This is a genomic window from Clostridium sp. Marseille-Q7071, from assembly GCF_965112025.1.
Genome location: NZ_CBCOPR010000001.1, coordinates 1,017,501 through 1,042,499 on the forward strand (window position 1 = coordinate 1,017,501; position 24,999 = coordinate 1,042,499).

The window sequence follows — 24,999 nt, forward strand, 5'->3', positions numbered from 1 at the left end:
GCTGGTTCTCCTCGAAATAGCTTTAGGGCTAGCGTCGATTAATTAAGTAATGGAGGTAGAGCACTGAATAGGCTAGGGGGCATATCGCTTACCGAACCTTATCAAACTCCGAATGCCATATACTTGTATTTCGGCAGTCAGACTGCGAATGATAAGATCCGTAGTCAAAAGGGAAACAGCCCAGACCATCAGCTAAGGTCCCAAAGTGTAAGTTAAGTGGTAAAGGATGTGGGATTTCTAAGACAACTAGGATGTTGGCTTAGAAGCAGCCACTCATTCAAAGAGTGCGTAATAGCTCACTAGTCAAGAGATCCTGCGCCGAAGATGTCCGGGGCTAAAACTTACCACCGAAGCTATGGGTGTACACTATGTGTACGCGGTAGAGGAGCTTTCTGCATTGGCTGAAGTCGTACCGAAAGGAGCGGTGGACGATGCAGAAGTGAGAATGTTGGCATAAGTAGCGAGAGACAGGTGAGAATCCTGTCGGTCGAAAACCTAAGGTTTCCTGAGGAAGGCTCGTCCGCTCAGGGTTAGTCGGGACCTAAGCCGAGGCCGAAAGGCGTAGGTGATGGACAACAGGTTGATATTCCTGTACCACTAGCAGACGTTATTACAAATGGGGTGACGCAGGAGGATAAGATGTGCTAGCTATTGGATGCTAGTCTAAGCGTTTAGGTATGTAGGATAGGCAAATCCACCTACATTAGCTGAGGCGTGATGGGGAAGCCCTTTAAGGGTGAAGTATCTGATTCCACGCTGCCAAGAAAAGCCTCTATGGAGGAAGTTAGTGCCCGTACCGCAAACCGACACAGGTAGGTGAGGAGAGAATCCTAAGACCATCGGAAGAATTGCTGTTAAGGAACTCGGCAAATTGACCCCGTAACTTCGGGAGAAGGGGTGCCTACGCAAGTAGGCCGCAGAGAATAGGCCCAAGCAACTGTTTAGCAAAAACACAGGTCTCTGCTAAAGCGAAAGCTGATGTATAGGGGCTGACGCCTGCCCGGTGCTGGAAGGTTAAGGGGATTGCTTAGTGCAAACGAAGGCATGAACTTAAGCCCCAGTAAACGGCGGCCGTAACTATAACGGTCCTAAGGTAGCGAAATTCCTTGTCGGGTAAGTTCCGACCCGCACGAATGGCGTAATGATTTGGGCACTGTCTCAACAGCAAATCCGGCGAAATTGTAGTGCAAGTGAAGATGCTTGCTACCCGCGATTGGACGGAAAGACCCCGTAGAGCTTTACTGCAATTTAGCATTGAGTTTCGGTACTATCTGTACAGGATAGGTGGGAGACTTGGAAGCAAGGGCGTCAGCCTTTGTGGAGTCATCCTTGGGATACCACCCTGATAGTACTGGAATTCTAACCGGAGGCCTTGAATCAGGTCACGGGACATTGTTAGGTGGGCAGTTTGACTGGGGCGGTCGCCTCCAAAAAAGTAACGGAGGCGCCCAAAGGTTCCCTCAGAACGGTCGGAAATCGTTCGAAGAGTGCAAAGGCAGAAGGGAGCCTGACTGCGACACAGACAAGTGGAGCAGGGACGAAAGTCGGGCTTAGTGATCCGGTGGTTCCTCGTGGGAGGGCCATCGCTCAACGGATAAAAGCTACCTCGGGGATAACAGGCTGATCTCCCCCAAGAGTCCACATCGACGGGGAGGTTTGGCACCTCGATGTCGGCTCGTCGCATCCTGGGGCTGAAGTAGGTCCCAAGGGTTGGGCTGTTCGCCCATTAAAGCGGCACGCGAGCTGGGTTCAGAACGTCGTGAGACAGTTCGGTCCCTATCCGTCGCGGGCGTAGGAAATTTGAAGGGAGCTGTCCTTAGTACGAGAGGACCGGGATGGACAGACCTCTGGTGCACCAGTTGTCACGCCAGTGGCACAGCTGGGTAGCTATGTCTGGAAGGGATAAACGCTGAAAGCATCTAAGCGTGAAGCCCCCCCTAAGATGAGATTTCCCATAACATAAGTTAGTAAGACTCCTGGAAGAACACCAGGTTGATAGGTGAGAGGTGTAAGCATGGCAACATGTTCAGCTGACTCATACTAATAAGTCGAGGGCTTGACCTAATTAATTTCACTGTGCAATTTTCAGAGAATAATTTCTTTGAAGTTTATATGAATTTTAAAATTTGATAGAAACGAGTAATACAAGGAAACAAAGGAGCGAGGAGCAGAGTTTACTAAAGTAAATGAGCACCAGAGCGACTGAAGTTGACGAAGTAATACGAAGCTTATATGAAATTTTCAAAAAATTAATAGAAACGAGCAGTATAAGGAAGTGAAGAAGCGAGGAGTGGAGTTTACTAAAGTAAATGAACGCCGCAGCGACTGAAACTGACAAAATAATGCGAAGTTTATAGGAATTTTTTATCTGGTGATGATGGTCCTAAGGGTAACACCCCTTTCCATTCCGAACAGGCAGGTTAAGCCTTAGGACGCCGAGAGTACTGCACGGGAGACTGTGTGGGAGGGTAGGTTGTTGCCAGGTAGTGCTAACTAAGTTTTACTTAGCTTAGCAATATGGATCTTTAGCTCAGTTGGTTAGAGCAACCGGCTCATAACCGGTAGGTCCGGGGTTCGAGTCCCTGAAGGTCCACCATATTTGGGGGTATAGCTCAGTTGGGAGAGCACCTGCCTTGCACGCAGGGGGTCAAGAGTTCGAATCTCTTTATCTCCACCATAAAAGCAATCCAAAAGGATTGCTTTTTTTTGTATAAAAGAATACCACAGGTTATACCTGTGGTTCTAAAAAGCTTTTAGCTATGAGTATAAAAAAAACTCCTCCTTTTTTAAAAGTTTAAAATGTACCCTATAGAGTAGATAATTTAAAAAAAGTCTACCCTATAGGGTTTTTTCATGTATAATTTTTAAAAAAGCAAGTGAGGAGTTAGTTTATGAGTATTAAGTTATTTAATAATGAAGAAATTGATATATTATCTAAAAATAAATATGTAAAAAAAGTAAGCAACAAGGCAATTACCTATACTGATGAGTTTAAAAGTATTTTTATAACTAAAAATGAAGCTGGAAAATTCCCAAGAGAAATATTCGAAGAATGTGGTTTTAATGTAGATATTTTAGGAATAGAAAGAGTAAGATCATGTGGAAAAAGATGGCGTGCTGCACACGCAACTGGCGGAGTCATGGTATTACAAGATACAAGAAAGTATAATACTGGAAGACCAACTGAAAAAGAATTATCTTTAGAAGAAAAATATAGATGTCTTGAAGCTAAAAATAAATTACTACAAGCAGAAAATGAATTACTAAAAAAGTTAGATATGTTAGAAAATAGGATGTTAAAAAAGAAGTAAATTTGGCATCAGAAGATAAGTTTTTGTTAATTAGATCCACTATTAAGAAATATAAACTTAAAAATATGATAAGTCATTTGTGCGAGCTATCAGGAGTATCTAGATCTGGTTATTATAAATATTTTTCAAATAAATCAGAAGAACTTAGAGCTAACAGAAATGCTAATGATGAGCTTGCTAAATACTATATTTTAAAAGCATTTACTTTCAAGAAGCGTAAAAAAGGTGCAAGACAAATTAAAATGGTATTGGAAAATGAATTTGGTGTTGTATATAACTTAAAACGTATTAGAAGGATAATGAAAAAGTACAGTATTTTTTGCCCTATTAGAAAAGCTAATCCTTATAGAAGGATGATGAAGGCTACAAAAGAACATACTGTTATGCCAAATTTATTGAATCGTAAATTTAAGCAAAATACTCCAGGAAAAGTTTTATTAACAGACATTACTTACTTAACTTATAAAAATAGAAAGAGGGCATATTTATCAACTATTAAAGATTCCTCAACAAACGAAATATTAGCATATAATGTCTCCGACAGTCTTTCACTTGAAATTGCGATAGATACTATAACAAAACTTAGCTTAAATAAATCAGTTAAACTTCACAGCGAAGCATTTATTCATTCGGATCAAGGGGTCCATTATACAAGTCCTAAATTTCAGAAACTAGTAAAAGAAATCGAATTAAAATAGTCAATGTCAAGGCGTGGCAATTGTTGGGACAATGCTCCGCAGGAGTCTTTCTTTGGACATTTTAAAGATGAGGTTGATTTTAAAAACTTAGAAACTTTAGAAAAGTTAACAGATGAAATTGATAATTATATGGATCATTATAACAATCATAGATATCAGTGGAACTTAAAAAAGATGACTCCTGTTCAATACAGAAATCATCTTATTAATGCTGCATAGTCTTTTTTTAAATGTCCTTTACAAAGAGTACACTTTAGTTATTTCTATAGTTTTATCTTGATATTTCATATAAGTTGTAAGCTTTACTTATTTATTTTTTATCCTCGTATATATAATTTTGGAATTCATTCTATTTAATATATTTATTATAAGACTTTGATTTTCTGAATGGAATGATTACTCATGTTTTTATAACAAAATTAGCATATTTTTAAATCTTTCTCTCTCAGATTAACCTATCTTATAAATTGTCTTCATATTTTAATAAAAATATTCAAATACATATAAAAATCTTTGAAATTTGCGTGATCAACTAAAAGTAACATCTAATATATAAACTTTGAATTAAGGCAATAGAATATCATATTTAGTCAAATATATTGACATATATCCTTAAATGTGCTATATATAGTATAGCACATATGATTACATATTGAAAAAAAAGTGAAAAAGTATAACACATAAATGAATTAATAAATATAATAGTATTATAGATTTTTAAAAAGTATGATATAATTTAAGTTTATATTTTATAGGGGGACTAAATAATGACTGTAAAAGTTGCTATGAATGGTTTTGGAAGAATAGGAAGAGCTGTTTTAAGAATTGCTCAAGAAAATCTAATGGATGGCGTTGAATTAGTTGCTATAAATGCTAAAGCGGAAAGTGAGACACTAGCACATTTATTTAAGTATGATTCTTGTTATGGTAAATTCAATGGAACTATTGAAGTTGATGGCGAAGATAAAATAGTAGTTAACGGAAAAGAAATTAAGATACTTAGAGAATGTGATCCAGCTAAATTACCATGGAAAGAGCTTGGAGTAGATATAGTTATTGAATCTACAGGTATATTTAACAGTAGGGAAGGTGCTATAAAGCATATAGAAGCAGGAGCTAAGAAGGTTATAATAACAGCACCAGGTAAAAACGAAGATGCAACCATTGTTATGGGAGTTAATGAAAATGATTATAATGCAGAAAAGCATCATATAATCTCAAATGCATCTTGTACAACTAATTGTTTAGCACCATTTGCTAAAGTATTAAATGATAAGTTTGGAATAGTTAAGGGATTAATGACTACAATACATTCTTATACAAATGACCAAAGAATATTAGATAAAACGCATAAAGATTTAAGAAGAGCAAGAGCAGCAGGAGAATCTATAATTCCAACAACTACAGGAGCAGCTAAGGCAGTTGCCAAAGTTCTTCCAGAATTAAATGGAAAACTAAATGGTTTTGCAGTAAGAATACCTACGCCTAATGTATCCTTAACAGATTTGGTATGTGAATTAAAAACAAAAGTTACTGCAGAAGAAGTAAATGCAGCACTTAAAGAAGCTTCAGAAGGTAGTATGAAAGGAATATTAGGATATTCTGAGGAACCATTAGTATCAGTGGATTATAAGCAAGACCCAAGATCATCAATAATTGATGGATTATCTACTATGATTATAGAAGACAATATGGTTAAAGTTGTTTCTTGGTATGATAATGAATGGGGATATTCTTGTAGAACAGTAGATTTAGTGAACTATGTTGCAAAGTCTATTTAAGACATTGTTACTATGAAGATAAATAATAAAATTTTATATTATTAAATATTAATTACTTTATTTCAATTCAAATTCATAAATTACTCTTAGTAAAATAATATATGCAATATATTATTTTGTAGTGTCCTAAAAGGCAATCTAACAATTGCTTTTTAGGACATTTTTCTATTAGAATTTTTATCTTCTATATTTTAATGTTAAAAAGAAAATATATAGGTTAAAATTAATGATATGATAAATAATGATGTGATAAATAACCATAGTATAAGGTAGAACATAGAGTTTAGGAGGATTTATATATGAGAATATTACTAACAAACGATGATGGAATATTTGCAAAAGGAATACAAACATTAGCTAGAGAACTTGAGAAATATCATGAGGTAATAATTGTAGCACCTAATATGCAAAGAAGTGCTAGTAGTCACTCTATTACAATAACAGCACCACTTATAATTAAAGAGGAAAAATTAGATGGAATAAAGTCTAAGGCTTTCAGTGTAAGTGGTACTCCAGCAGATTGTACAAGAGTAGGACTTATGAAATTAATTGAAAATGAAGTAGATTTGGTGATTTCAGGGGTCAATGAAGGATATAATTTAGGAACAGATGTAATCTATTCTGGGACTGTATCTGCAGCTGTTGAAGCAGCAATATTAAAAGTACCTTCAGTTGCATTTTCTTGTGATGGAAAAGATGAAAGTTATGATTTAGCGGCTAAAATAGCATTAGATATAGTAGCAAAAGCTAAAGAATGTAAATTTAAAAATGATATAGTACTAAATATAAATATACCACCTATAGATAAAAATATTAAAAATGAAATAAAAGTATGTAGAATAGGAAAAAGAAATTATAAAAACATTTTTATAGAGAATTTAAATGAGGATGGTACAAGGAGTTTAGAAATAAAAGGTATATTAGAAGATAATGATACTGAGGAAACAGATGTTTATAATATTAAAAAAGGGTATATAACCCTAACTCCTCTTCACTACGATTTAACTAATTTTAATATATTAGAAGATGTAAGAGAAATGTTTTAAATATATTAAGGTATATTTTTTTATTCATCTAAAGAGCTTAACAGCTCTTTTTCTATTTATAAGTAAATTGAGATATGTAATAAAATAAAGAAAAATAATTTAACACTATGTTATGGAAGGGTTATAATTATAAATATAGAATGTTTTATAAAAAATCATGTTAAAAGGGTGACGTATTATGATTAATTTCATTAAAAGTAATATTGATATTAGAGATAATGTAAAAAAAGAAGAAAATCATATTTTTGATGAGGTAGTAAATAAAGTTAAAAATACAGGAGATTTTATTAAAGCCTCTGCTTCATCAGTCTTTATAATACATAAAGATAAGATAGTTACAGAAAAGTATTTTGGTCAGCACTCCCACAAAGAATTTACTAGAAAGATAGATTGCAAATCTAGATTTAATGTTGCATCTGTAAGAAAAAGCTATATAGGATTTGCAGTTGCTTATGCCTTATTAAATAAACATATACATAGCATTGATGATTATGTAATTGATTATTTACCAAATTTAGATAAGGGTGTAATAGATAAAACCACTATTAGACATTTATTAACTCATACCCATGGTTTAAATAGTGATGAAAATAGAAACTTAATTAGAGACTTTCCTTGTGGTACAAATTGGGAATATGTGAATGAGGGAATAAAACTATTAACAGATATAGTAGAAACTACTACAGAAAAAACTGTATCCCAAATATTACAAGAAACTGTTTTTAATCCTTTTAATTTGTCAGAAACAGGCTGGGAGATAGAAATAAAAGAAGACCAAGTGTTAATTATTTTCAATCCAGAACAGGAACCAGTAAGCGGGGTTACAAAGAGTTCTACAGGGGGAGGGTATGACAAAAATTTATATGTTTCATCTAGAGAATTAGCTTATTGGGGATATATTCATCTAAAAAAAGGTACCATCAATGAAGTAGAAGTACTTCCTAAGGAAATATTTGATTTAACTACTTCTCTTCAAAGTTCATATTTGGAAGATAGAGAACTTCCAGAGAACGGATTTTTATGGTGGGTAAAAACTAGGGAGTGTAAAAAAAGTGAATTAGGAGAATTAGCACCTAAAGGATCATATCAAATTCTAGGTAATACAGGAGCATGTGTATTAGTAATTCCTAGTGAGGAATTAGTAGCAGTTAGAATGTACAATAAAAAAGGCAATCCCAAAGGATATGATTATTTAAGAGATGTTAAAGATTTTGGCAACACTATAATGAAATGTTTATATGAAAGGTAGAGAGCTATGGTGAAATTAGAATATTTATTAGAAGAGGACTTTGATAAGATAATAAAATGGAATGAAAATACATCCCCAGAGTATTTAATGCAATGGGCAGGACCAACATATAAGCATCCTATAACAAAGGATCAAATAGCTGAGAATTTTAAAAACATATCTGATAAAGAGGAATCACAAGTATTTATATATAAAATTATCTATACAGAAAGTAATGAAATCATTGGAACTATTCAATTAATTAAAACAGATAATGCAAATAAAGTAGGAAGAATAGTAAGATTTCTTATAGGTGAAGAATCTATAAGAGGTAAAGGTATTGGCACAGCGGCAATAGATGAGATATTAAATATAGGTTTTAATACCTTTTTATTAGAAGAAATTACTTTAGGGGTATTTGATTTTAATCATGGTGCGATAAGATGTTATGAAAAAGTAGGTTTTAAAAAGACAAAAATTACTGAAAATGCTAGGGTTGTAGGAAATAAATATTGGAATTTATATGAGATGAGTATAAAAAAGAATGAATGGCTTAAAATGAAGAAATAACAAAAAAGAAAAAGTCTATATTAATTGTATGTATGACTAATTTTATAAACTAGTGATTATAATTATCTTATTTTTATTTAGCATAATTAAATGCAATATAATATTAGAAGATACTATAATGATTACCTAATGCAAGAGTTATACAGAAAAGGAGTGTTAATATGAATAAACCTTATGTATTTACACCCGGTCCAACAGAGGTTAGAGAGAATGTTCGTTTAGCTAGAGCTATGGAAGCCACTAATCCAGATTTAGATATACATTTTTATGATTTTTACAAAGAGACCTGTGAAAAAATAGGGGAAATAATAGGTACTAGCAATGATGTGTATATATTAAGTGGTGAAGGAATATTAGGACTTGAGGCTGCTTGTGCGTCATTAACAGAGACAAATGATAGAGTACTTATATTAGATAATGGAGTTTTTGGAGAAGGTTTTGGCGATTTTGTTAAAATATACGGTGGAGAACCTGTATATTATAGCGTAGATAGACAGGAAGAAATAGATATAGAAGCTTTAAGAAAGTTTTTAGAGAAGGATAATAATTTTAAATATGCAACTATAGTTCATTGTGATACTCCTTCAGGACTTTTAAATGATATAAGTAAAATATGTCCATTATTAAAGGAATACGGAATAATTACAGTTGTAGATAGTGTTGCTGCTATGGTAGGAGAAACTTTAAAAGTAGATGATTGGAAAGTGGATATTGTATTAGGTGGTTCTCAAAAAGCATTTTCAGCGCCACCAGGATTAACAATACTATCAATTAGTGAAGATGCCTATAAGGCTATGGAAAACAGAAAAGCTCCAATTATAGGATTCTATTGTAATCTAACAATATGGAAAGATTATTATGAGAAAAAGTGGTTTCCTTATACAATGCCAATAAGTGACATTATGGGACTTAGGGTAGCAGTGGATAATGTAATAGAAGAGGGAATAGATAATGTTATTGAAAGACATAAAAAATATGCTAATGCTATTAGAAAATCAGTTAAAGAATTTGGATTAGAGCTATTTATAAGAAAAGGACAAGCCAATATAGTAACAGCAGTAATGCTTCCAGAAGGAATAGATGCAGATGAATTGGTATCTCATATGTTTAATAAATATAATGTATTAATGTCGGCTTCTTTTGGATTTGTAAAAGGTAAAGTTATTAGAATAGCTCATATGGGTGAAAATGCTAGAGAAGAGAGATTAGTATATGTATTAAATATTTTAGAAAAGGCACTTAGAGATTTAGGATATAATACTGATAAGTCTTTAGTACAATGCTTTAATAAATATTTATAGAATTAAATATGAGTTTTATATAGTTTGTATTTAAGCTATTGATAACTCTAACTATTTAAAACATGAAGATGTAATAAATCATAGTAGAAAAGATATAACAAATTTATTAGATTACGATGAGATAGAATAATTACTATGTTATAACAACAAAATTCTATTCTCAGAGAAAGATTATAAAATTAACGATTTTATAGAATAAAGAAATTATATGATAAAGCGCTTAAATATGAGGGGGAAATTATATGTTAAGAACAAATAAAGAAAAGATTGTTAAATGGTCAGTTCAAGGTAAAATACATCATCCACTAGGTGGAAATTATAGAATAACTCATGAGGGAGTACCTATGATACTGCCAGCTACAGGAGGGATCTCTTACAACGTGAGCATTGGAGATTTAGCCTTTGGATGGGTAGGTGATCATGTTGAGCCTGGTGTGTCAATTAGAAATGAGAATACAACAGAAAATGCAGCATTGATGACATTTGCATGTATAGGAAATGAAGCAAAGGTTGTTTCAGGAGATGGAAAAGGTGCAAAAGGTTATGTAACTGGCATGCATGGTGGAATAGAACATGTTATGATTTGTTTTGAAAAAGAGGATTTAGAAAATTTAGCTATAGACGATAAAATACTAATCAAAGCATATGGACAAGGTTTAAAATTAGAAGGATTTGAAGATGTACAACTTATGAGTATAGATCCAGATTTATTTGAAAAGCTAGGAATTACAGAAAAAGATGGTAAGCTACAAGTTCCTGTTGTTGCTAAAGTTCCACCATATCTTATGGGTTCAGGAATTGGCTCATCAAGTGCATATACAGGAGATTATGATATAATGACTGCTGATACAGAAGAAATAAAAAGATTAGGCTTAGATAAATTAAAGTTTGGAGATTTGGTTTTACTTGAGGATTGTGATAATACTTATGGAAGAGGATTTTTAAAAGGAGCTGTAAGTATTGGAGTTGTTATTCATAGTGATTGTGTAAAAGCTGGGCATGGACCAGGAATTACAACAATCATTACTAGTAAAAAGCCTATTATTGAAGGTATAATTGACAAAGATGCCAATATAGGTAATTATATGAAGAAATAAAAGGTGTCTAAGTTAAGACATTTTTAAAAAAATAATAAGCTAGTATATTAGACTATTTTGTATTACACTAAGTTGCTAGATAGAAAATAGTTTAATATTTATGATTTGTTAGTTTTTTATGTATCTAGACTGGGAATAACACATAGACCTATAGTTAAGGATAAATTAAAGCAGGGAACAGATTAGTAGGACGTGTTATATTAAAATTATGTACTTTAATATAACACGTCTTTAATTTAGTATTAAGCTAATAATTGGAACTACTGCTAATGTAGACAAATAATGAAGGTCGAGAGAAGGCTAGATTATTTGTGGAGGACTATAAATATAGCTAAAACTATGGATAGATTATTAAAAGCTTTTATATTAAAGATACTTAATTTAATATAAAACTTTTTTAATTTTAAGGCTTACTTAATAAAATAATCTATCCTATGATGTTCAATTTAAAGAAAATCTTATTATTTTAACCTAAAACATTACCAGGTGTATCAGTATAAGGAATTTAAAGATTTTTTGAGATAATTTAAGAATTTTTAGGATAATTCTTATACAAAATGCAAATAATTATATTTGGATGAATTATAACATGTTATTATGAATAAGTCGTCAGCGCTAAGGTGCATACGATGCTTAAGTTATCAAGCACACAGTTGAGTTAAAAACTTTTTAAAAAAGTTGTTGACAAAACTAAATGCAGATGATAAGATGATTAAGCGGTCTGAGGTCAGACCAAAAAAATTAAAACTTGGTCTTTGAAAATTAAACAGAGAAATAGGTAAAACCAGTTAATTCATTGAGTTTCGAAAGAAACTTAAAATGACTATTAATAGTCAGCAAACTTTACTTGAGCAATCAAGATACAAACTTTTAAATTGAGAGTTTGATCCTGGCTCAGGACGAACGCTGGCGGCGTGCCTAACACATGCAAGTCGAGCGATGAAGCTCCTTCGGGAGTGGATTAGCGGCGGACGGGTGAGTAACACGTGGGTAACCTGCCTCATAGAGGGGAATAGCCTCCCGAAAGGGAGATTAATACCGCATAACGTATGAAGGTCGCATGACTTTTATACCAAAGGAGCAATCCGCTATGAGATGGACCCGCGGCGCATTAGCTAGTTGGTGAGGTAAAGGCTCACCAAGGCGACGATGCGTAGCCGACCTGAGAGGGTGATCGGCCACATTGGAACTGAGACACGGTCCAGACTCCTACGGGAGGCAGCAGTGGGGAATATTGCGCAATGGGGGAAACCCTGACGCAGCAACGCCGCGTGAATGAAGAAGGCCTTAGGGTTGTAAAGTTCTGTCATATGGGAAGATAATGACGGTACCATATGAGGAAGCCACGGCTAACTACGTGCCAGCAGCCGCGGTAATACGTAGGTGGCAAGCGTTGTCCGGATTTACTGGGCGTAAAGGATGCGTAGGCGGACATTTAAGTCAGATGTGAAATACCCGAGCTCAACTTGGGTGCTGCATTTGAAACTGGGTGTCTAGAGTGCAGGAGAGGAAAGCGGAATTCCTAGTGTAGCGGTGAAATGCGTAGAGATTAGGAAGAACACCAGTGGCGAAGGCGGCTTTCTGGACTGTAACTGACGCTGAGGCATGAAAGCGTGGGGAGCAAACAGGATTAGATACCCTGGTAGTCCACGCCGTAAACGATGAATACTAGGTGTAGGAGGTATCGACCCCTTCTGTGCCGCAGTTAACACAATAAGTATTCCGCCTGGGGAGTACGATCGCAAGATTAAAACTCAAAGGAATTGACGGGGGCCCGCACAAGCAGCGGAGCATGTGGTTTAATTCGAAGCAACGCGAAGAACCTTACCTAGACTTGACATCCCCTGAATTACCTGTAATGAGGGAAGCCCTTCGGGGCAGGGAGACAGGTGGTGCATGGTTGTCGTCAGCTCGTGTCGTGAGATGTTGGGTTAAGTCCCGCAACGAGCGCAACCCTTATCATTAGTTGCTACCATTAAGTTGAGCACTCTAGTGAGACTGCCCGGGTTAACCGGGAGGAAGGTGGGGATGACGTCAAATCATCATGCCCCTTATGTCTAGGGCTACACACGTGCTACAATGGTTGGTACAACAAGATGCAAGACCGCGAGGTGGAGCTAAACTTAAAAAACCAATCCCAGTTCGGATTGTAGGCTGAAACTCGCCTACATGAAGCCGGAGTTGCTAGTAATCGCGAATCAGCATGTCGCGGTGAATACGTTCCCGGGCCTTGTACACACCGCCCGTCACACCATGAGAGCTGGTAACACCCGAAGTCCGTGAGGTAACCGTAAGGAGCCAGCGGCCGAAGGTGGGATTAGTGATTGGGGTGAAGTCGTAACAAGGTAGCCGTAGGAGAACCTGCGGCTGGATCACCTCCTTTCTAGGGAGTCGACGTAGTTGGTAACTCTTCTACGAACACTGGTACTATACTCTGTTTAATTTTGAGCGACCAAGGTCCTACGGGACAAAGGAAAAGCTCAATTGTTCTTTGAAAATTGCACAGTGAAAATATTTGTTTAAATATCCTTTTAAATTAAAAGATAAATAAACAATTTCGTCAAGACAAACAAAAATAAATTTAAAAACTAAAGTTTTTGAATTCTATTTATGCGAATTTGTATAAGACATTTTTATAAAGTTAATGAAACTTTATAAAATCAAATAGAAGCGAGTAGTACAAGGAAACGAAGGAACGAGGAGGAGAACTTACTAAGGTAAGTGAGCACCGCAGTGACTGAAGTTGACGAAGTAATACGAAGTTTATATTGATTTTTAGATAGGTCAAGCTACAAAGGGCGCAGGGTGAATGCCTTGGCACTAGGAGCCGAAGAAGGACGTGATAAGCTGCGATAAGCTTTGGGTAGACGCAAATAGTCTGTGATCCAAAGATTTCCGAATGGGGGAACCCACATGGCTACGCCATGTACTATATGCTGAATACATAGGTATATAGAGGTAAACCCGGGGAACTGAAACATCTAAGTACCCGGAGGAAGAGAAAGAAAAATCGATTTCCTAAGTAGCGGCGAGCGAAAAGGAAAGAGCCCAAACCTAAGCCTTTGGCTTAGGGGTTGTGGACAGAACATAAATTTGCTGTATCTTTAGTTGAAGATAGCTGGAAAGCTACTCCGTAGAAGGTAATAGGCCTGTAAGCGAAAGAGATAAGGCAACAGTTCTGATCCAGAGTACCACGAGACACGTGAAACCTTGTGGGAAGCAGGGAGGACCACCTCCCAAGGCTAAATACTACCTAGTGACCGATAGTGAAGAAGTACCGTGAGGGAAAGGTGAAAAGAACCCCGGAAGGGGAGTGAAATAGAACCTGAAACCCTGTGCCTACAACCGATCGAAGCACTTTATATGTGTGACGATGTGCTTTTTGTAGAACGAGCCAACGAGTTACGATATGTAGCGAGGTTAAGTACTTAAGGTACGGAGCCGAAGGGAAACCGAGTCTGAATAGGGCGCAAAGTTGCATGTCGTAGACCCGAAACCGGGTGACCTATCCATGGCCAGGTTGAAGCGAGAGTAAAATCTCGTGGAGGACCGAACCACGTTGGTGTTGAAAAACCATGGGATGAGCTGTGGATAGCGGAGAAATTCCAATCGAACTCGGAGATAGCTGGTTCTCCTCGAAATAGCTTTAGGGCTAGCGTCGATTAATTAAGTAATGGAGGTAGAGCACTGAATAGGCTAGGGGGCATATCGCTTACCGAACCTTATCAAACTCCGAATGCCATATACTTGTATTTCGGCAGTCAGACTGCGAATGATAAGATCCGTAGTCAAAAGGGAAACAGCCCAGACCATCAGCTAAGGTCCCAAAGTGTAAGTTAAGTGGTAAAGGATGTGGGATTTCTAAGACAACTAGGATGTTGGCTTAGAAGCAGCCACTCATTCAAAGAGTGCGTAATAGCTCACTAGTCAAGAGATCCTGCGCCGAAGATGTCCGGGGCTAAAACTTACCACCGAAGCTATGGGTGTACACTATGTGTACGCGGTAGAGGAGCTTTCTGCATTGGCTGAAGTCGTACCGAAAGGAGCGGTGGACGATGCAGAAGTGAGAATGTTGGCATAAGTAGCGAGAGACAGGTGAGAATCCTGTCGGTCGAAAACCTAAGGTTTCCTGAGGAAGGCTCGTCCGCTCAGGGTTAGTCGGGACCTAAGCCGAGGCCGAAAGGCGTAGGTGATGGACAACAGGTTGATATTCCTGTACCACTAGCAGACGTTATTACAAATGGGGTGACGCAGGAGGATAAGATGTGCTAGCTATTGGATGCTAGTCTAAGCGTTTAGGTATGTAGGATAGGCAAATCCACCTACATTAGCTGAGGCGTGATGGGGAAACCCTTTAAGGGTGAAGTATCTGATTCCACGCTGCCAAGAAAAGCCTCTATGGAGGAAGTTAGTGCCCGTACCGCAAACCGACACAGGTAGGTGAGGAGAGAATCCTAAGACCATCGGAAGAATTGCTGTTAAGGAACTCGGCAAATTGACCCCGTAACTTCGGGAGAAGGGGTGCCTACGCAAGTAGGCCGCAGAGAATAGGCCCAAGCAACTGTTTAGCAAAAACACAGGTCTCTGCTAAAGCGAAAGCTGATGTATAGGGGCTGACGCCTGCCCGGTGCTGGAAGGTTAAGGGGATTGCTTAGTGCAAACGAAGGCATGAACTTAAGCCCCAGTAAACGGCGGCCGTAACTATAACGGTCCTAAGGTAGCGAAATTCCTTGTCGGGTAAGTTCCGACCCGCACGAATGGCGTAATGATTTGGGCACTGTCTCAACAGCAAATCCGGCGAAATTGTAGTGCAAGTGAAGATGCTTGCTACCCGCGATTGGACGGAAAGACCCCGTAGAGCTTTACTGCAATTTAGCATTGAGTTTCGGTACTATCTGTACAGGATAGGTGGGAGACTTGGAAGCAAGGGCGTCAGCCTTTGTGGAGTCATCCTTGGGATACCACCCTGATAGTACTGGAATTCTAACCGGAGGCCTTGAATCAGGTCACGGGACATTGTTAGGTGGGCAGTTTGACTGGGGCGGTCGCCTCCAAAAAAGTAACGGAGGCGCCCAAAGGTTCCCTCAGAACGGTCGGAAATCGTTCGAAGAGTGCAAAGGCAGAAGGGAGCCTGACTGCGACACAGACAAGTGGAGCAGGGACGAAAGTCGGGCTTAGTGATCCGGTGGTTCCTCGTGGGAGGGCCATCGCTCAACGGATAAAAGCTACCTCGGGGATAACAGGCTGATCTCCCCCAAGAGTCCACATCGACGGGGAGGTTTGGCACCTCGATGTCGGCTCGTCGCATCCTGGGGCTGAAGTAGGTCCCAAGGGTTGGGCTGTTCGCCCATTAAAGCGGCACGCGAGCTGGGTTCAGAACGTCGTGAGACAGTTCGGTCCCTATCCGTCGCGGGCGTAGGAAATTTGAAGGGAGCTGTCCTTAGTACGAGAGGACCGGGATGGACAGACCTCTGGTGCACCAGTTGTCACGCCAGTGGCACAGCTGGGTAGCTATGTCTGGAAGGGATAAACGCTGAAAGCATCTAAGCGTGAAGCCCCCCCTAAGATGAGATTTCCCATAACATAAGTTAGTAAGACTCCTGGAAGAACACCAGGTTGATAGGTGAGAGGTGTAAGCATGGCAACATGTTCAGCTGACTCATACTAATAAGTCGAGGGCTTGACCTAATTAATTTCACTGTGCAATTTTCAGAGAATAAAACCTTTCTCTAAAAATTAATAGAAGCAAACAGAACAAGGAAGTGAAGGAACGAAGAGCGGAGTTTACTAAAGTAAATGAGCACTGGAGTGACTGAAACTGACGCAGTAATGTGAAGCTTATATAAATTTTTAAAATTTGATAGAAACGAGTAATACAAGGAAACAAATGAGTGAGGAGCAGAGTTTACTAGAGTAAATGAGTACCAGAGCGAATGTAGTTGACGAAGTAGTACGATGTTTATAGCGAGTTTTACAATGTTCCGCGATAGCTCAACGGTGGAGCACTCGGCTGTTAACCGATAGGTTGGAGGTTCGAATCCTCTTCGCGGAGCCATATTTAAAAATTGAATATGTTATAAGTTGATAAAATGGTATGAAGCTTATATAAATTTAAAAAGTTAATAGAAGCGAACAGAACAAGGAAGTGAAGGAGCGAAGAGCGGAGTTTACTAGAGTAAATGAGCACTGGAGTGACTGAAACTGACGCAGTAATGTGAAGCTTATATAAATTTTTAATCTGGTGATGATGGTTTTAAGGGTAACACCCCTTTCCATTCCGAACAGGAAGGTTAAGCCTTAAGACGCCGAGAGTACTGCATGGGAGACTGTGTGGGAGGGTAGGTTGTTGCCAGGTAATGATGGGCTAGGTGAAACTTAGCCCAACAATATTCCGCGATAGCTCAACGGTGGAGCACTCGGCTGTTAACCGATAGGTTGGAGGTTCGAATCCTCTTCGCGGAGCCATTTTATTTTTTTGTATAAATTACAGCTCAAAAGAGCTGTTTTTTTATTTTTAAGAATAACTAGACTGAATCTTAAATATACTTTTTTATGTGAGTAATTAATTAATAACACTTTTATTAAAGTTATTAACAATTTGTTGATAATTTGAAAATTGAATCTGATTAATTTTATATATTTTTCCTCAAAAATGTAAATATATTTTAAATATTTGGAATATTATAAAAAATTAGAGGGAAAATCGCCAAAATATAGAATATATAAATTATATTGGATAATCTGAAAGAGAAAATGGGAGGTATAGCACATGAAAGAGTATAAAATTAATAATCTTAGAAATGTTGGAATTATAGGGCATAGTGGCTCTGGAAAAACAAGTTTAATGGAAGCAATATTATATTATACTGGTGCAGCAGATAGGCTCGGCAAGGTTGAAGATGGAACTACAATTAGTGATTATGATGCTGAAGAGAAAAAAAGAAAAGTATCAATATCAACTTCAGTAGCACTTTGTAAATGGAAACAGGTAAAAATAAATTTAGTAGATACTCCAGGATATTTTGATTTCGTTGGAGAAATGATAGAAGGTTTAAACGCAGTAGATATGGCTATGATAGCTGTATGTGGAGTATCAGGCATTGAAGTCGGAACAGAAAAAGCTTGGGATTATGCTGAAAAGCAGAGATTACCTAGAGCCTTTTTTATAAATAAATTAGATAGAGAAAATAGTAATTTTGAAAAAGTTTTAGACCAATTAAAAGATAAATTTGGTATGTCAGTTGTACCTATCCAATACCCTATAGGCTCTGAAAATAACTTTAGAGGTGTTATTAATGTTATTTCAAAAAGAGCAAGATTATTCAATTCTAAAACTCAAAAAATGGAAGATGCTGAAATACCTGTAGAGTTAATAGAAAAAATTGATGAATGTAGGCAAATGGTTATGGAAGCCGTTGCAGAAATTGATGAAGTTTTATTAGATAAATACTTTAATGATGGACATTTAAGTGAGGAAGAAATTTATAATGGGTTAATAAAAGGAGCTTCAATGGGAGAAATAGCTCCAATAATGTGTGGTTCTGCACTAAATTGCATAGGTATAGACACATTGCTTGAAGATATAGTAGAGTGTTTTCCATCTCCAATTCATACCACTCTATACATGGCAAAAGATTTAAAGAATAATAGTTATACAAATATTAAAATAGATGAAGAGGAGCCGCTTTCAGCATTAGTATTTAAAACTATTGCAGATCCTTTTGTAGGTAAGCTTTCAATGTTTAGAGTAATTACAGGAAGTGCTAAATCTGATACTGTTGTTTATAATTCTAATAAAGAAAAAGATGAGAAGATTGGAACCTTATATTTTTTAAAAGGAAAACAACAATATGCTACTACGGAGGTTAAAGCAGGAGATATAGGTGCTGTTGCTAAACTCAATTATACTAATACTGGAGATACTCTTTGCTCGCAAGAAAGACCTATAATTTTTGATTCTATAGAGTTCCCAATTCCTATGTATTCAAGAGCTATAGCTACTAAGGCTAAAGGTGATGAAGATAAAATATCTAATGGATTATCAAAGCTACTAGAAGAAGATTCGACTTTTTCTATATCCAGAGATGTTGAAAATGCTGAAACTATAATATCAGGATTAGGTACAACCCATTTAGATGTTATAGTAAGTAAATTAAAATCAAAATTTGGTGTTGATGTTTCGCTTGAAATACCTAAAATACCTTATAGAGAGACTATCAAAAAGTTCTCTGATGCACAAGGTAAGCATAAAAAACAATCTGGAGGACACGGCCAATATGGTGATGTTAAGATTAAATTTGAACCTAGAACTGATGGAGAGGAAGAATTAGAATTTGTTGATGCAGTAGTAGGTGGAGTTGTTCCAAGACAGTATATTCCAGCCGTTGAAAAAGGATTAAGAGATTGCATTCAACATGGAGTTTTAGTAGGATATCCTGTTATTAGATTAAGAGCTACTCTTCACGATGGTTCTTTCCATCCTGTGGATTCTTCAGAGATGGCATTTAAGATTGCAGCATCTTTAGCTTTTAAAAAGGGATTACAAGAAGCTCAACCTGTATTACTAGAACCGGTTATGCATATAGAAATTATGATTCCAGATGACTATATGGGAGATGTAATTGCTGACATCAATAAGAAAAGAGGAAGAATTCTTGGAATGGAACCTTTTGAAAAGGGGCAAAAAATTGTAGGAGAAGTTCCACAGGCTGAACTTTATAATTATGCTAATGATTTAAGATCTTTGACAGGTGCACGAGGAAGTTTTAGAAGTAGATTTGAAAGATATGAAGAAGTTCCTAGTGATATAGTTAATAAAATAATTTCAGAAATAAAGAAAGATGCTTAATTAAAATACAAAGAGACTATTCTTAAAAGTAGTCTCTTTTATTTGTGCGCCCAGCATGGGCGCTTACTTGTCGGTGAAAGTCCGATACGGGGGTTGATAGTGCCAACCGTTAGCTTAAGACAAGAGTGTTCATTGTGAGGGGGAATCTTAAGGAAGCCGGCGGCAAAACTCTGGTCTGACGAACAGAAACTACATATAAGGCATATGCTTGTGGGTGAGTTTGCTAATCAAAACAAAGCCCTAAACTATCCGAAACAGGCGGTGTAAATGTAGCAGATATATGGAGTGAAAGTAAGTGTTCTTACCTGGGGAGGTCTGATAGATAAGTTATGGATATGAATTTAGAAATAACAACCCATATAGTGATGTATGTCTGAACTATCAGAACTCAGCAGAGGTCATAGTACCACGTTGAACGCGTTAGCGTGGAAAGGACTGAACAATAGTAAGTTTCAGAATTTTGAAAGATACGAAAGAGCATTACGAAGTTTATTGAAAAGAAGTTAAAGCTCAAAATAAATAAAAACAAAAGTACAGTAGATAGACCTTGGAAACTTAAATTTTTAGGATTTTCTTTTTACAGAGGTAAAGGTGAATACAGAATAAGAGTTCATGAGAAGTCTTTAAACAAATTTAAAGCAAAACTTAAGAAGTTAACGTCAAGAAGTAATGCAATGAATATGGAATATAGGTTTCTAAAATTGAAACAAGCAATAGTGGGGTGGATAAACTATTTTGCTATCGCTGACATGAGAAATATTCTTAAAACATTTGATAAATGGTTAAGGCGAAGGATAAGAATGTGTTTTTGGAAACAATGGAAAAAGATCAAAATAAAACATGATAATCTTGTAAAATTAGGAATTCCCAATAACAAAGCGTGGGAATATGCTAACACAAGAAAAAGCTATTGGAGAATATCCAACAGCCCTATACTATTTAAAGCCCTAACTAATAAATACCTCAAAGAAATGGGTTTAATCTCCATATCTGAAATATATTCATTATTACATTAATTTCTATTGAACCAACCTGTACTGAACGGTACGCATGGTGGTGGTGTGCTGTGCAAGTTGCAGCAGAGATGAAGGAAGGTCCTTCGGAGAGGATTGAACAGGCAAACTTTCCAAACAACCCTAATGCTGCTGTAGTAAAGAGCTATGGTAGTGAGCGATTAGGGAAAAGGCTATAGTAAAATAGTCATGTGTGTTGTATGAAGATGAACGAGAGTGAACCATTGATGAAGTATCGATAGCGTAAGATGTTGTCAAAACTTAGTTTTCACCACTAACTAAGGATAAGAGTAGAGGAAACCTGATACCGTCTACTTGGCAACCGGTATTAAGGTGGCATGAGCGTACAATAGGCTCTGTTGTGAAACACAGGAACCTGCACTACAATGTAAAGCGAAAAAGCACAAGTCACAGAAAGGCAAGGCTGAAATAGCAATGTGTAGTACAGGGGCGGAACAATCCGTAGTAGTAATGAAGTTGCTGTAATGGCAATGGAGCAAAGGGATTGTGTCATTTTAGCTGAGTTCAAATGACAACTGTAAAAAAAAAAAAACAGGAGGAACATATGAAAGGCAGCAAACCTTATGAAATTTCAAAGCTAGTAGTATTAGAAGCATTTAAAAGAGTGAAACGAAATAAAGGTAGCGCAGGTATTGATGAAGTTGATATAGAAGACTTTCAAAAAGACCTGAAAGCAAACTTGTACAAAATCTGGAACAGAATGAGTTCTGGTAGCTACTTTCCACCGCCTGTAAAGGCAGTAGAAATTCCTAAGAAATTAGGAGGCACTAGACGACTTGGCATACCTACAACAAGTGACCGAATAGCACAAATGGTTGTTAAAATGTATTTAGAATCTAGTATTGAGTCTGTTTTCCACGAGGACTCATATGGATACAGACCAAATAAATCGGCACTTGATGCCATAGGGAAAGCAAGAGAAAGATGTTGGAAATATGATTACGTCATAGAGTTTGATATAAAAGGACTTTTTGATAACATTGACCATGAATTGCTTATGAAAGCAGTTAAGCTTCATACTAAAGAACCATGGATTTTACTCTATATTGAAAGATGGTTAAAGGCACCATTTATTGTCGGCAATGAAATCATAGAAAGAACTAGCGGAACTCCACAAGGAGGAGTAATAAGCCCACTTCTTGCAAATTTGTTTATGCATTATACTTTTGATGTTTGGTTGACAAGAAACTACAAGGAAGCACCATTTGAAAGGTATGCAGATGATGCCATCATCCATTGTAAAAATGAAAATACTGCTCAAGAAATCTTAAACGCATTAAACAAAAGACTGACTGAGTGTAAATTAGAATTACATCCTCAAAAGACTAAGATTGTGTACTGCAAAGATAAGGATAGGAAACTTGAATATTCAAACACAGAGTTTGACTTTCTTGGTTATACATTTAGAAGAGTATTCATAAAAGATAGGACTGGTAGATTACAGTTTAATTTTTTGCCACTAGTGAGCAGGAAATCTGCTAAATCATTCAGGGACAAAATAAAGGAAAAGAATATACATTCTATGTCTGGAAGCAAGATTGAAATGGTTGCTGAAATTTTGAATCCCATGATTCGTGGCTGGCTGAATTATTTTAGCAAATATAATAAATCTGCTGTGAAATATACTATGGACTGTATAAATCGAAGACTTGTAAAATGGACAATGTCTAAATACAAGTACTTCAGGAATCATCGGACTAACGCTGAAAAATGGCTAAAAGAGATTGCAAAAAGAGAGCCCAACATGTTTTCACATTGGGCTTTTGGGTTTACACCATAAGGTAAAATGATAAGAGCCGTATGAATCGAGAGATTCACGTACGGTTCTGTGAGAGCATTGAGGTGAAATTCCTCTTTGCTACTCGACTGAGAGGTCGCTGAATAAAATAATTATTCAGCTCCTACTCGATTTGTAGAAGTAGAAAGACCATTATAATAATATTTTTCTTGAGGGAATATAAATTGTAGATTACAAGCTAAAAATTTATAGATTTATTTTTGTGAATGAATAAATTTATGTATTTTGTACAAAATATAGCTAAATAGTATCGAGGGGGATTTATATGTCAGACTACAGAATGGATATAAGAGGAGACATAAACCTTAGTGATTATAGTAGTATCCATGATTATATGGGTATAGTAGGCCAGAAGACAAATTCACTATTGTTTTGCAGTCTGCTAGTGAGGAAGATGCCAAAGTACTATGTAGTATTTTAGAAAGTGATAAATTCACTATAGTTTCAAAAGGAGATATATATGATGGAAAATACTTCATACAAGCGTTTAAGAAAAAATGACCCTATTAATAGTAGACTTATTGAACAAGCCTATGGTTCAGATATTAATCATTGTAAGGTAGAGCACAATTATCCAATAACAAATAATTTAATGCCAGCAGTAAAGAATTGGGTTCAAGTTGGTGAAATTAATCATGAAGAAAGAAAAGGATTTAGACTATGATTTTCGTAGTCTATTTTTCATTATAAAAAATACAGAGTGTTATTATTTTATTACTCTGTATTTTTAGCATTTTAACCAACATTATATAAATTATAAAAGTAATTACGATTTTTTAATAGTTGTAGATAAGTACCTTCTTCTACGATTTTTCCATCATCCATAACTATAATTTCATCACAGCTATTTAATAAATCTTCAGAAAGCTTATGAGTTATAAATATCACTGTCAAGTCTTCTATATCTAGCAAGGTCTTTTCTATGTTATAGGAAGTCTCCTTATCTAAAGAAGAAGTAGCTTCATCTAATATTATTATAGGTGTATTTCTTATTATAGATCGAGCTATAGAAATTCTTTGCTTTTCTCCACCAGATATAAAACTGCCATTTTCACCTATATAACTTTCTGCTTTGTTTGGTAATATATCTATGAAATCTTTTAAGCCAGACTTGTCTATAGAATTATATATTTCATCAGTACTATAGTTATTAAATAGTGTAATATTCTCTCTTATTGATGCATCGAACATAAATATATCCTGTTGAATTATAGAAATATTGTTATATAAACTATTAAAGCTGATATCTTTAATATCATTATTATCTATAGCAATAGTTCCTTCGTAATCATTATAATATTTTAATAGTAGTTTAGCTAATGTAGATTTTCCACTTCCGCTTTTACCGACTAAAGTATATTTACCACCTTTTTTTAAAGTAAATGTTATATTATCTAAAACTTTTCTTTCATCCTCATACATAAAGCTTACATTATGAAATTTAATCTCCTTTTTAAAACATTCCAATACTTTTCCATTATCTATGAGTTCTTTTTCATTAAGGATATCTTCTACTTTCTTTTTTATTAATTTTACCGATTTAAATGAGCTTATTTGACTTGTTAGAGCTAATATTGGAGAACTAACTAAATTAAGTAATTGAAAAGATGCTATGAATGTCCCTATAGTTATTTTATCTTTCATTATAAGATAAATTCCTAATGCCAATGTTAAGAAATATGCAGAATAAGATGCGATTATACTTAATATATCTACTATTAAGGAAAATCTATGAAATTTATATCTTGATTGCTCTACATCAATATTTTTATCTTTATATATATTATAAGATTGAGGTTGTGCATTAAAACTCTTTATTATGCTCATTCCCGAAAATAAATCTTTAGATTTTTCCATAAATATACTTAATGAATCAGAATAAATCTTTTTGTAAATACTTAATTTTTTAGTAGATATATAGGGTACTAATATAGGTAAAAAACTAAACACTATAGCTATAATACCAAGATATGGATTAAGTATTGTTATAGATAAAGAGGCACTTAGAAAAGATATAATTACTTGAAATAATGCTAATAAGTTCATAAAATATGAACCCTGCAACATTTCTAAATCATTATTAATTAAAGACATATACGATGCTGTATTAGTACTATCAAATTCTTTTTTTGTCTATATGATAATTTTTTAAAGACATCATTTTTTAAGTCTATCATCACACTTCTTATAAACTTCATCCATTGAATATTACTGATATATGAGGAGATTACTATAGTTAATATATATAGGAGTATAATGATAGAATTTTTATACACTAAAGTTAAAT

The 24,999-nt window shown here is 35.7% G+C and carries 12 protein-coding genes, 4 tRNA genes, 5 rRNA genes and 2 pseudogenes (1 of these 23 cut by a window edge); 21 read left to right on the forward strand and 2 right to left on the reverse strand.

What is annotated here, in order from left to right:
* The 21 genes and pseudogenes from ACWPW7_RS04770 to ACWPW7_RS04870 all read left to right on the forward strand — a co-directional run.
* Nucleotides 1–2,064 (forward strand): 23S ribosomal RNA (locus ACWPW7_RS04770) (it extends 842 nt beyond the left edge of the window).
* Between the two features lie 303 nt (nt 2,065–2,367).
* Nucleotides 2,368–2,485: ribosomal RNA gene (gene rrf, locus ACWPW7_RS04775) — 5S ribosomal RNA — on the forward strand.
* 34 nt (nt 2,486–2,519) lie between these two features.
* A tRNA-Ile gene (locus ACWPW7_RS04780) sits at nt 2,520–2,596 on the forward strand.
* Between the two features lie 5 nt (nt 2,597–2,601).
* Nucleotides 2,602–2,677 (forward strand) — tRNA-Ala (locus ACWPW7_RS04785).
* A gap of 214 nt (nt 2,678–2,891) precedes the next feature.
* A pseudogene (locus ACWPW7_RS04790) lies at nt 2,892–4,228 on the forward strand (IS3 family transposase).
* Between the two features lie 548 nt (nt 4,229–4,776).
* Complete coding sequence (gene gap, locus ACWPW7_RS04795) at nt 4,777–5,790, forward strand: type I glyceraldehyde-3-phosphate dehydrogenase (protein ID WP_291567614.1); 1,014 nt, start codon at nt 4,777–4,779, stop codon at nt 5,788–5,790.
* Nucleotides 5,791–6,089: 299 nt separating this feature from the next.
* On the forward strand, nt 6,090–6,836 hold the full coding sequence (gene surE / locus ACWPW7_RS04800) for a 5'/3'-nucleotidase SurE (RefSeq protein WP_454052584.1): 747 nt from the start codon (nt 6,090–6,092) through the stop codon (nt 6,834–6,836).
* Nucleotides 6,837–7,014: 178 nt separating this feature from the next.
* Nucleotides 7,015–8,085: a serine hydrolase domain-containing protein gene (locus ACWPW7_RS04805; protein WP_454052585.1), complete on the forward strand. Its 1,071-nt coding sequence runs from the start codon at nt 7,015–7,017 to the stop codon at nt 8,083–8,085.
* A 6-nt stretch (nt 8,086–8,091) separates the two neighbouring features.
* A complete protein-coding gene (locus ACWPW7_RS04810) occupies nt 8,092–8,634 on the forward strand; it encodes a GNAT family N-acetyltransferase (protein WP_454052586.1) in 543 nt (180 codons plus the stop codon).
* Between the two features lie 161 nt (nt 8,635–8,795).
* A complete protein-coding gene (locus tag ACWPW7_RS04815; protein ID WP_454052587.1) occupies nt 8,796–9,935 on the forward strand; it encodes a pyridoxal-phosphate-dependent aminotransferase family protein in 1,140 nt (379 codons plus the stop codon).
* A 242-nt stretch (nt 9,936–10,177) separates the two neighbouring features.
* A complete protein-coding gene (locus ACWPW7_RS04820) occupies nt 10,178–11,032 on the forward strand; it encodes a DUF4438 domain-containing protein (RefSeq protein WP_454052588.1) in 855 nt (284 codons plus the stop codon).
* 871 nt (nt 11,033–11,903) lie between these two features.
* Nucleotides 11,904–13,415: ribosomal RNA gene (locus tag ACWPW7_RS04825) — 16S ribosomal RNA — on the forward strand.
* A gap of 399 nt (nt 13,416–13,814) precedes the next feature.
* A 23S ribosomal RNA gene (locus ACWPW7_RS04830) occupies nt 13,815–16,720 on the forward strand.
* 292 nt (nt 16,721–17,012) lie between these two features.
* Nucleotides 17,013–17,087 (forward strand) — tRNA-Asn (locus ACWPW7_RS04835).
* A 182-nt stretch (nt 17,088–17,269) separates the two neighbouring features.
* A 5S ribosomal RNA gene (gene rrf, locus ACWPW7_RS04840) occupies nt 17,270–17,387 on the forward strand.
* The 16S, 23S and 5S rRNA genes sit together here with 2 tRNA genes alongside, the layout of an rRNA operon.
* A gap of 35 nt (nt 17,388–17,422) precedes the next feature.
* Nucleotides 17,423–17,497, forward strand: a tRNA-Asn gene (locus tag ACWPW7_RS04845).
* A gap of 304 nt (nt 17,498–17,801) precedes the next feature.
* Complete coding sequence (gene fusA, locus ACWPW7_RS04850; RefSeq protein ID WP_454052589.1) at nt 17,802–19,880, forward strand: elongation factor G; 2,079 nt, start codon at nt 17,802–17,804, stop codon at nt 19,878–19,880.
* Between the two features lie 602 nt (nt 19,881–20,482).
* Nucleotides 20,483–20,896, forward strand: a complete 414-nt coding sequence (locus ACWPW7_RS04855; protein WP_454055469.1) for a group II intron maturase-specific domain-containing protein — start codon at nt 20,483–20,485, stop codon at nt 20,894–20,896.
* A gap of 562 nt (nt 20,897–21,458) precedes the next feature.
* On the forward strand, nt 21,459–22,694 hold the full coding sequence (gene ltrA / locus ACWPW7_RS04860; protein WP_454052590.1) for a group II intron reverse transcriptase/maturase: 1,236 nt from the start codon (nt 21,459–21,461) through the stop codon (nt 22,692–22,694).
* 283 nt (nt 22,695–22,977) lie between these two features.
* The gene (locus ACWPW7_RS04865) at nt 22,978–23,133 is read left to right on the forward strand and encodes a hypothetical protein (RefSeq protein WP_454052591.1); all 156 of its coding nucleotides are present in this window, start codon (nt 22,978–22,980) and stop codon (nt 23,131–23,133) included.
* Nucleotides 23,134–23,175: 42 nt separating this feature from the next.
* Nucleotides 23,176–23,376: a hypothetical protein gene (locus ACWPW7_RS04870; protein WP_454052592.1), complete on the forward strand. Its 201-nt coding sequence runs from the start codon at nt 23,176–23,178 to the stop codon at nt 23,374–23,376.
* 71 nt (nt 23,377–23,447) lie between these two features.
* Here the strand turns inward: ACWPW7_RS04870 and ACWPW7_RS04875 are convergent, their stop codons facing one another.
* Nucleotides 23,448–24,134, reverse strand: a complete 687-nt coding sequence (locus ACWPW7_RS04875) for an ATP-binding cassette domain-containing protein (RefSeq protein ID WP_454055470.1) — start codon at nt 24,132–24,134, stop codon at nt 23,448–23,450.
* 165 nt (nt 24,135–24,299) lie between these two features.
* Nucleotides 24,300–24,821, reverse strand: a pseudogene (locus tag ACWPW7_RS04880) (ABC transporter transmembrane domain-containing protein); the annotation flags it as partial.
* Between the last annotated feature and the right edge of the window lie 178 nt (nt 24,822–24,999).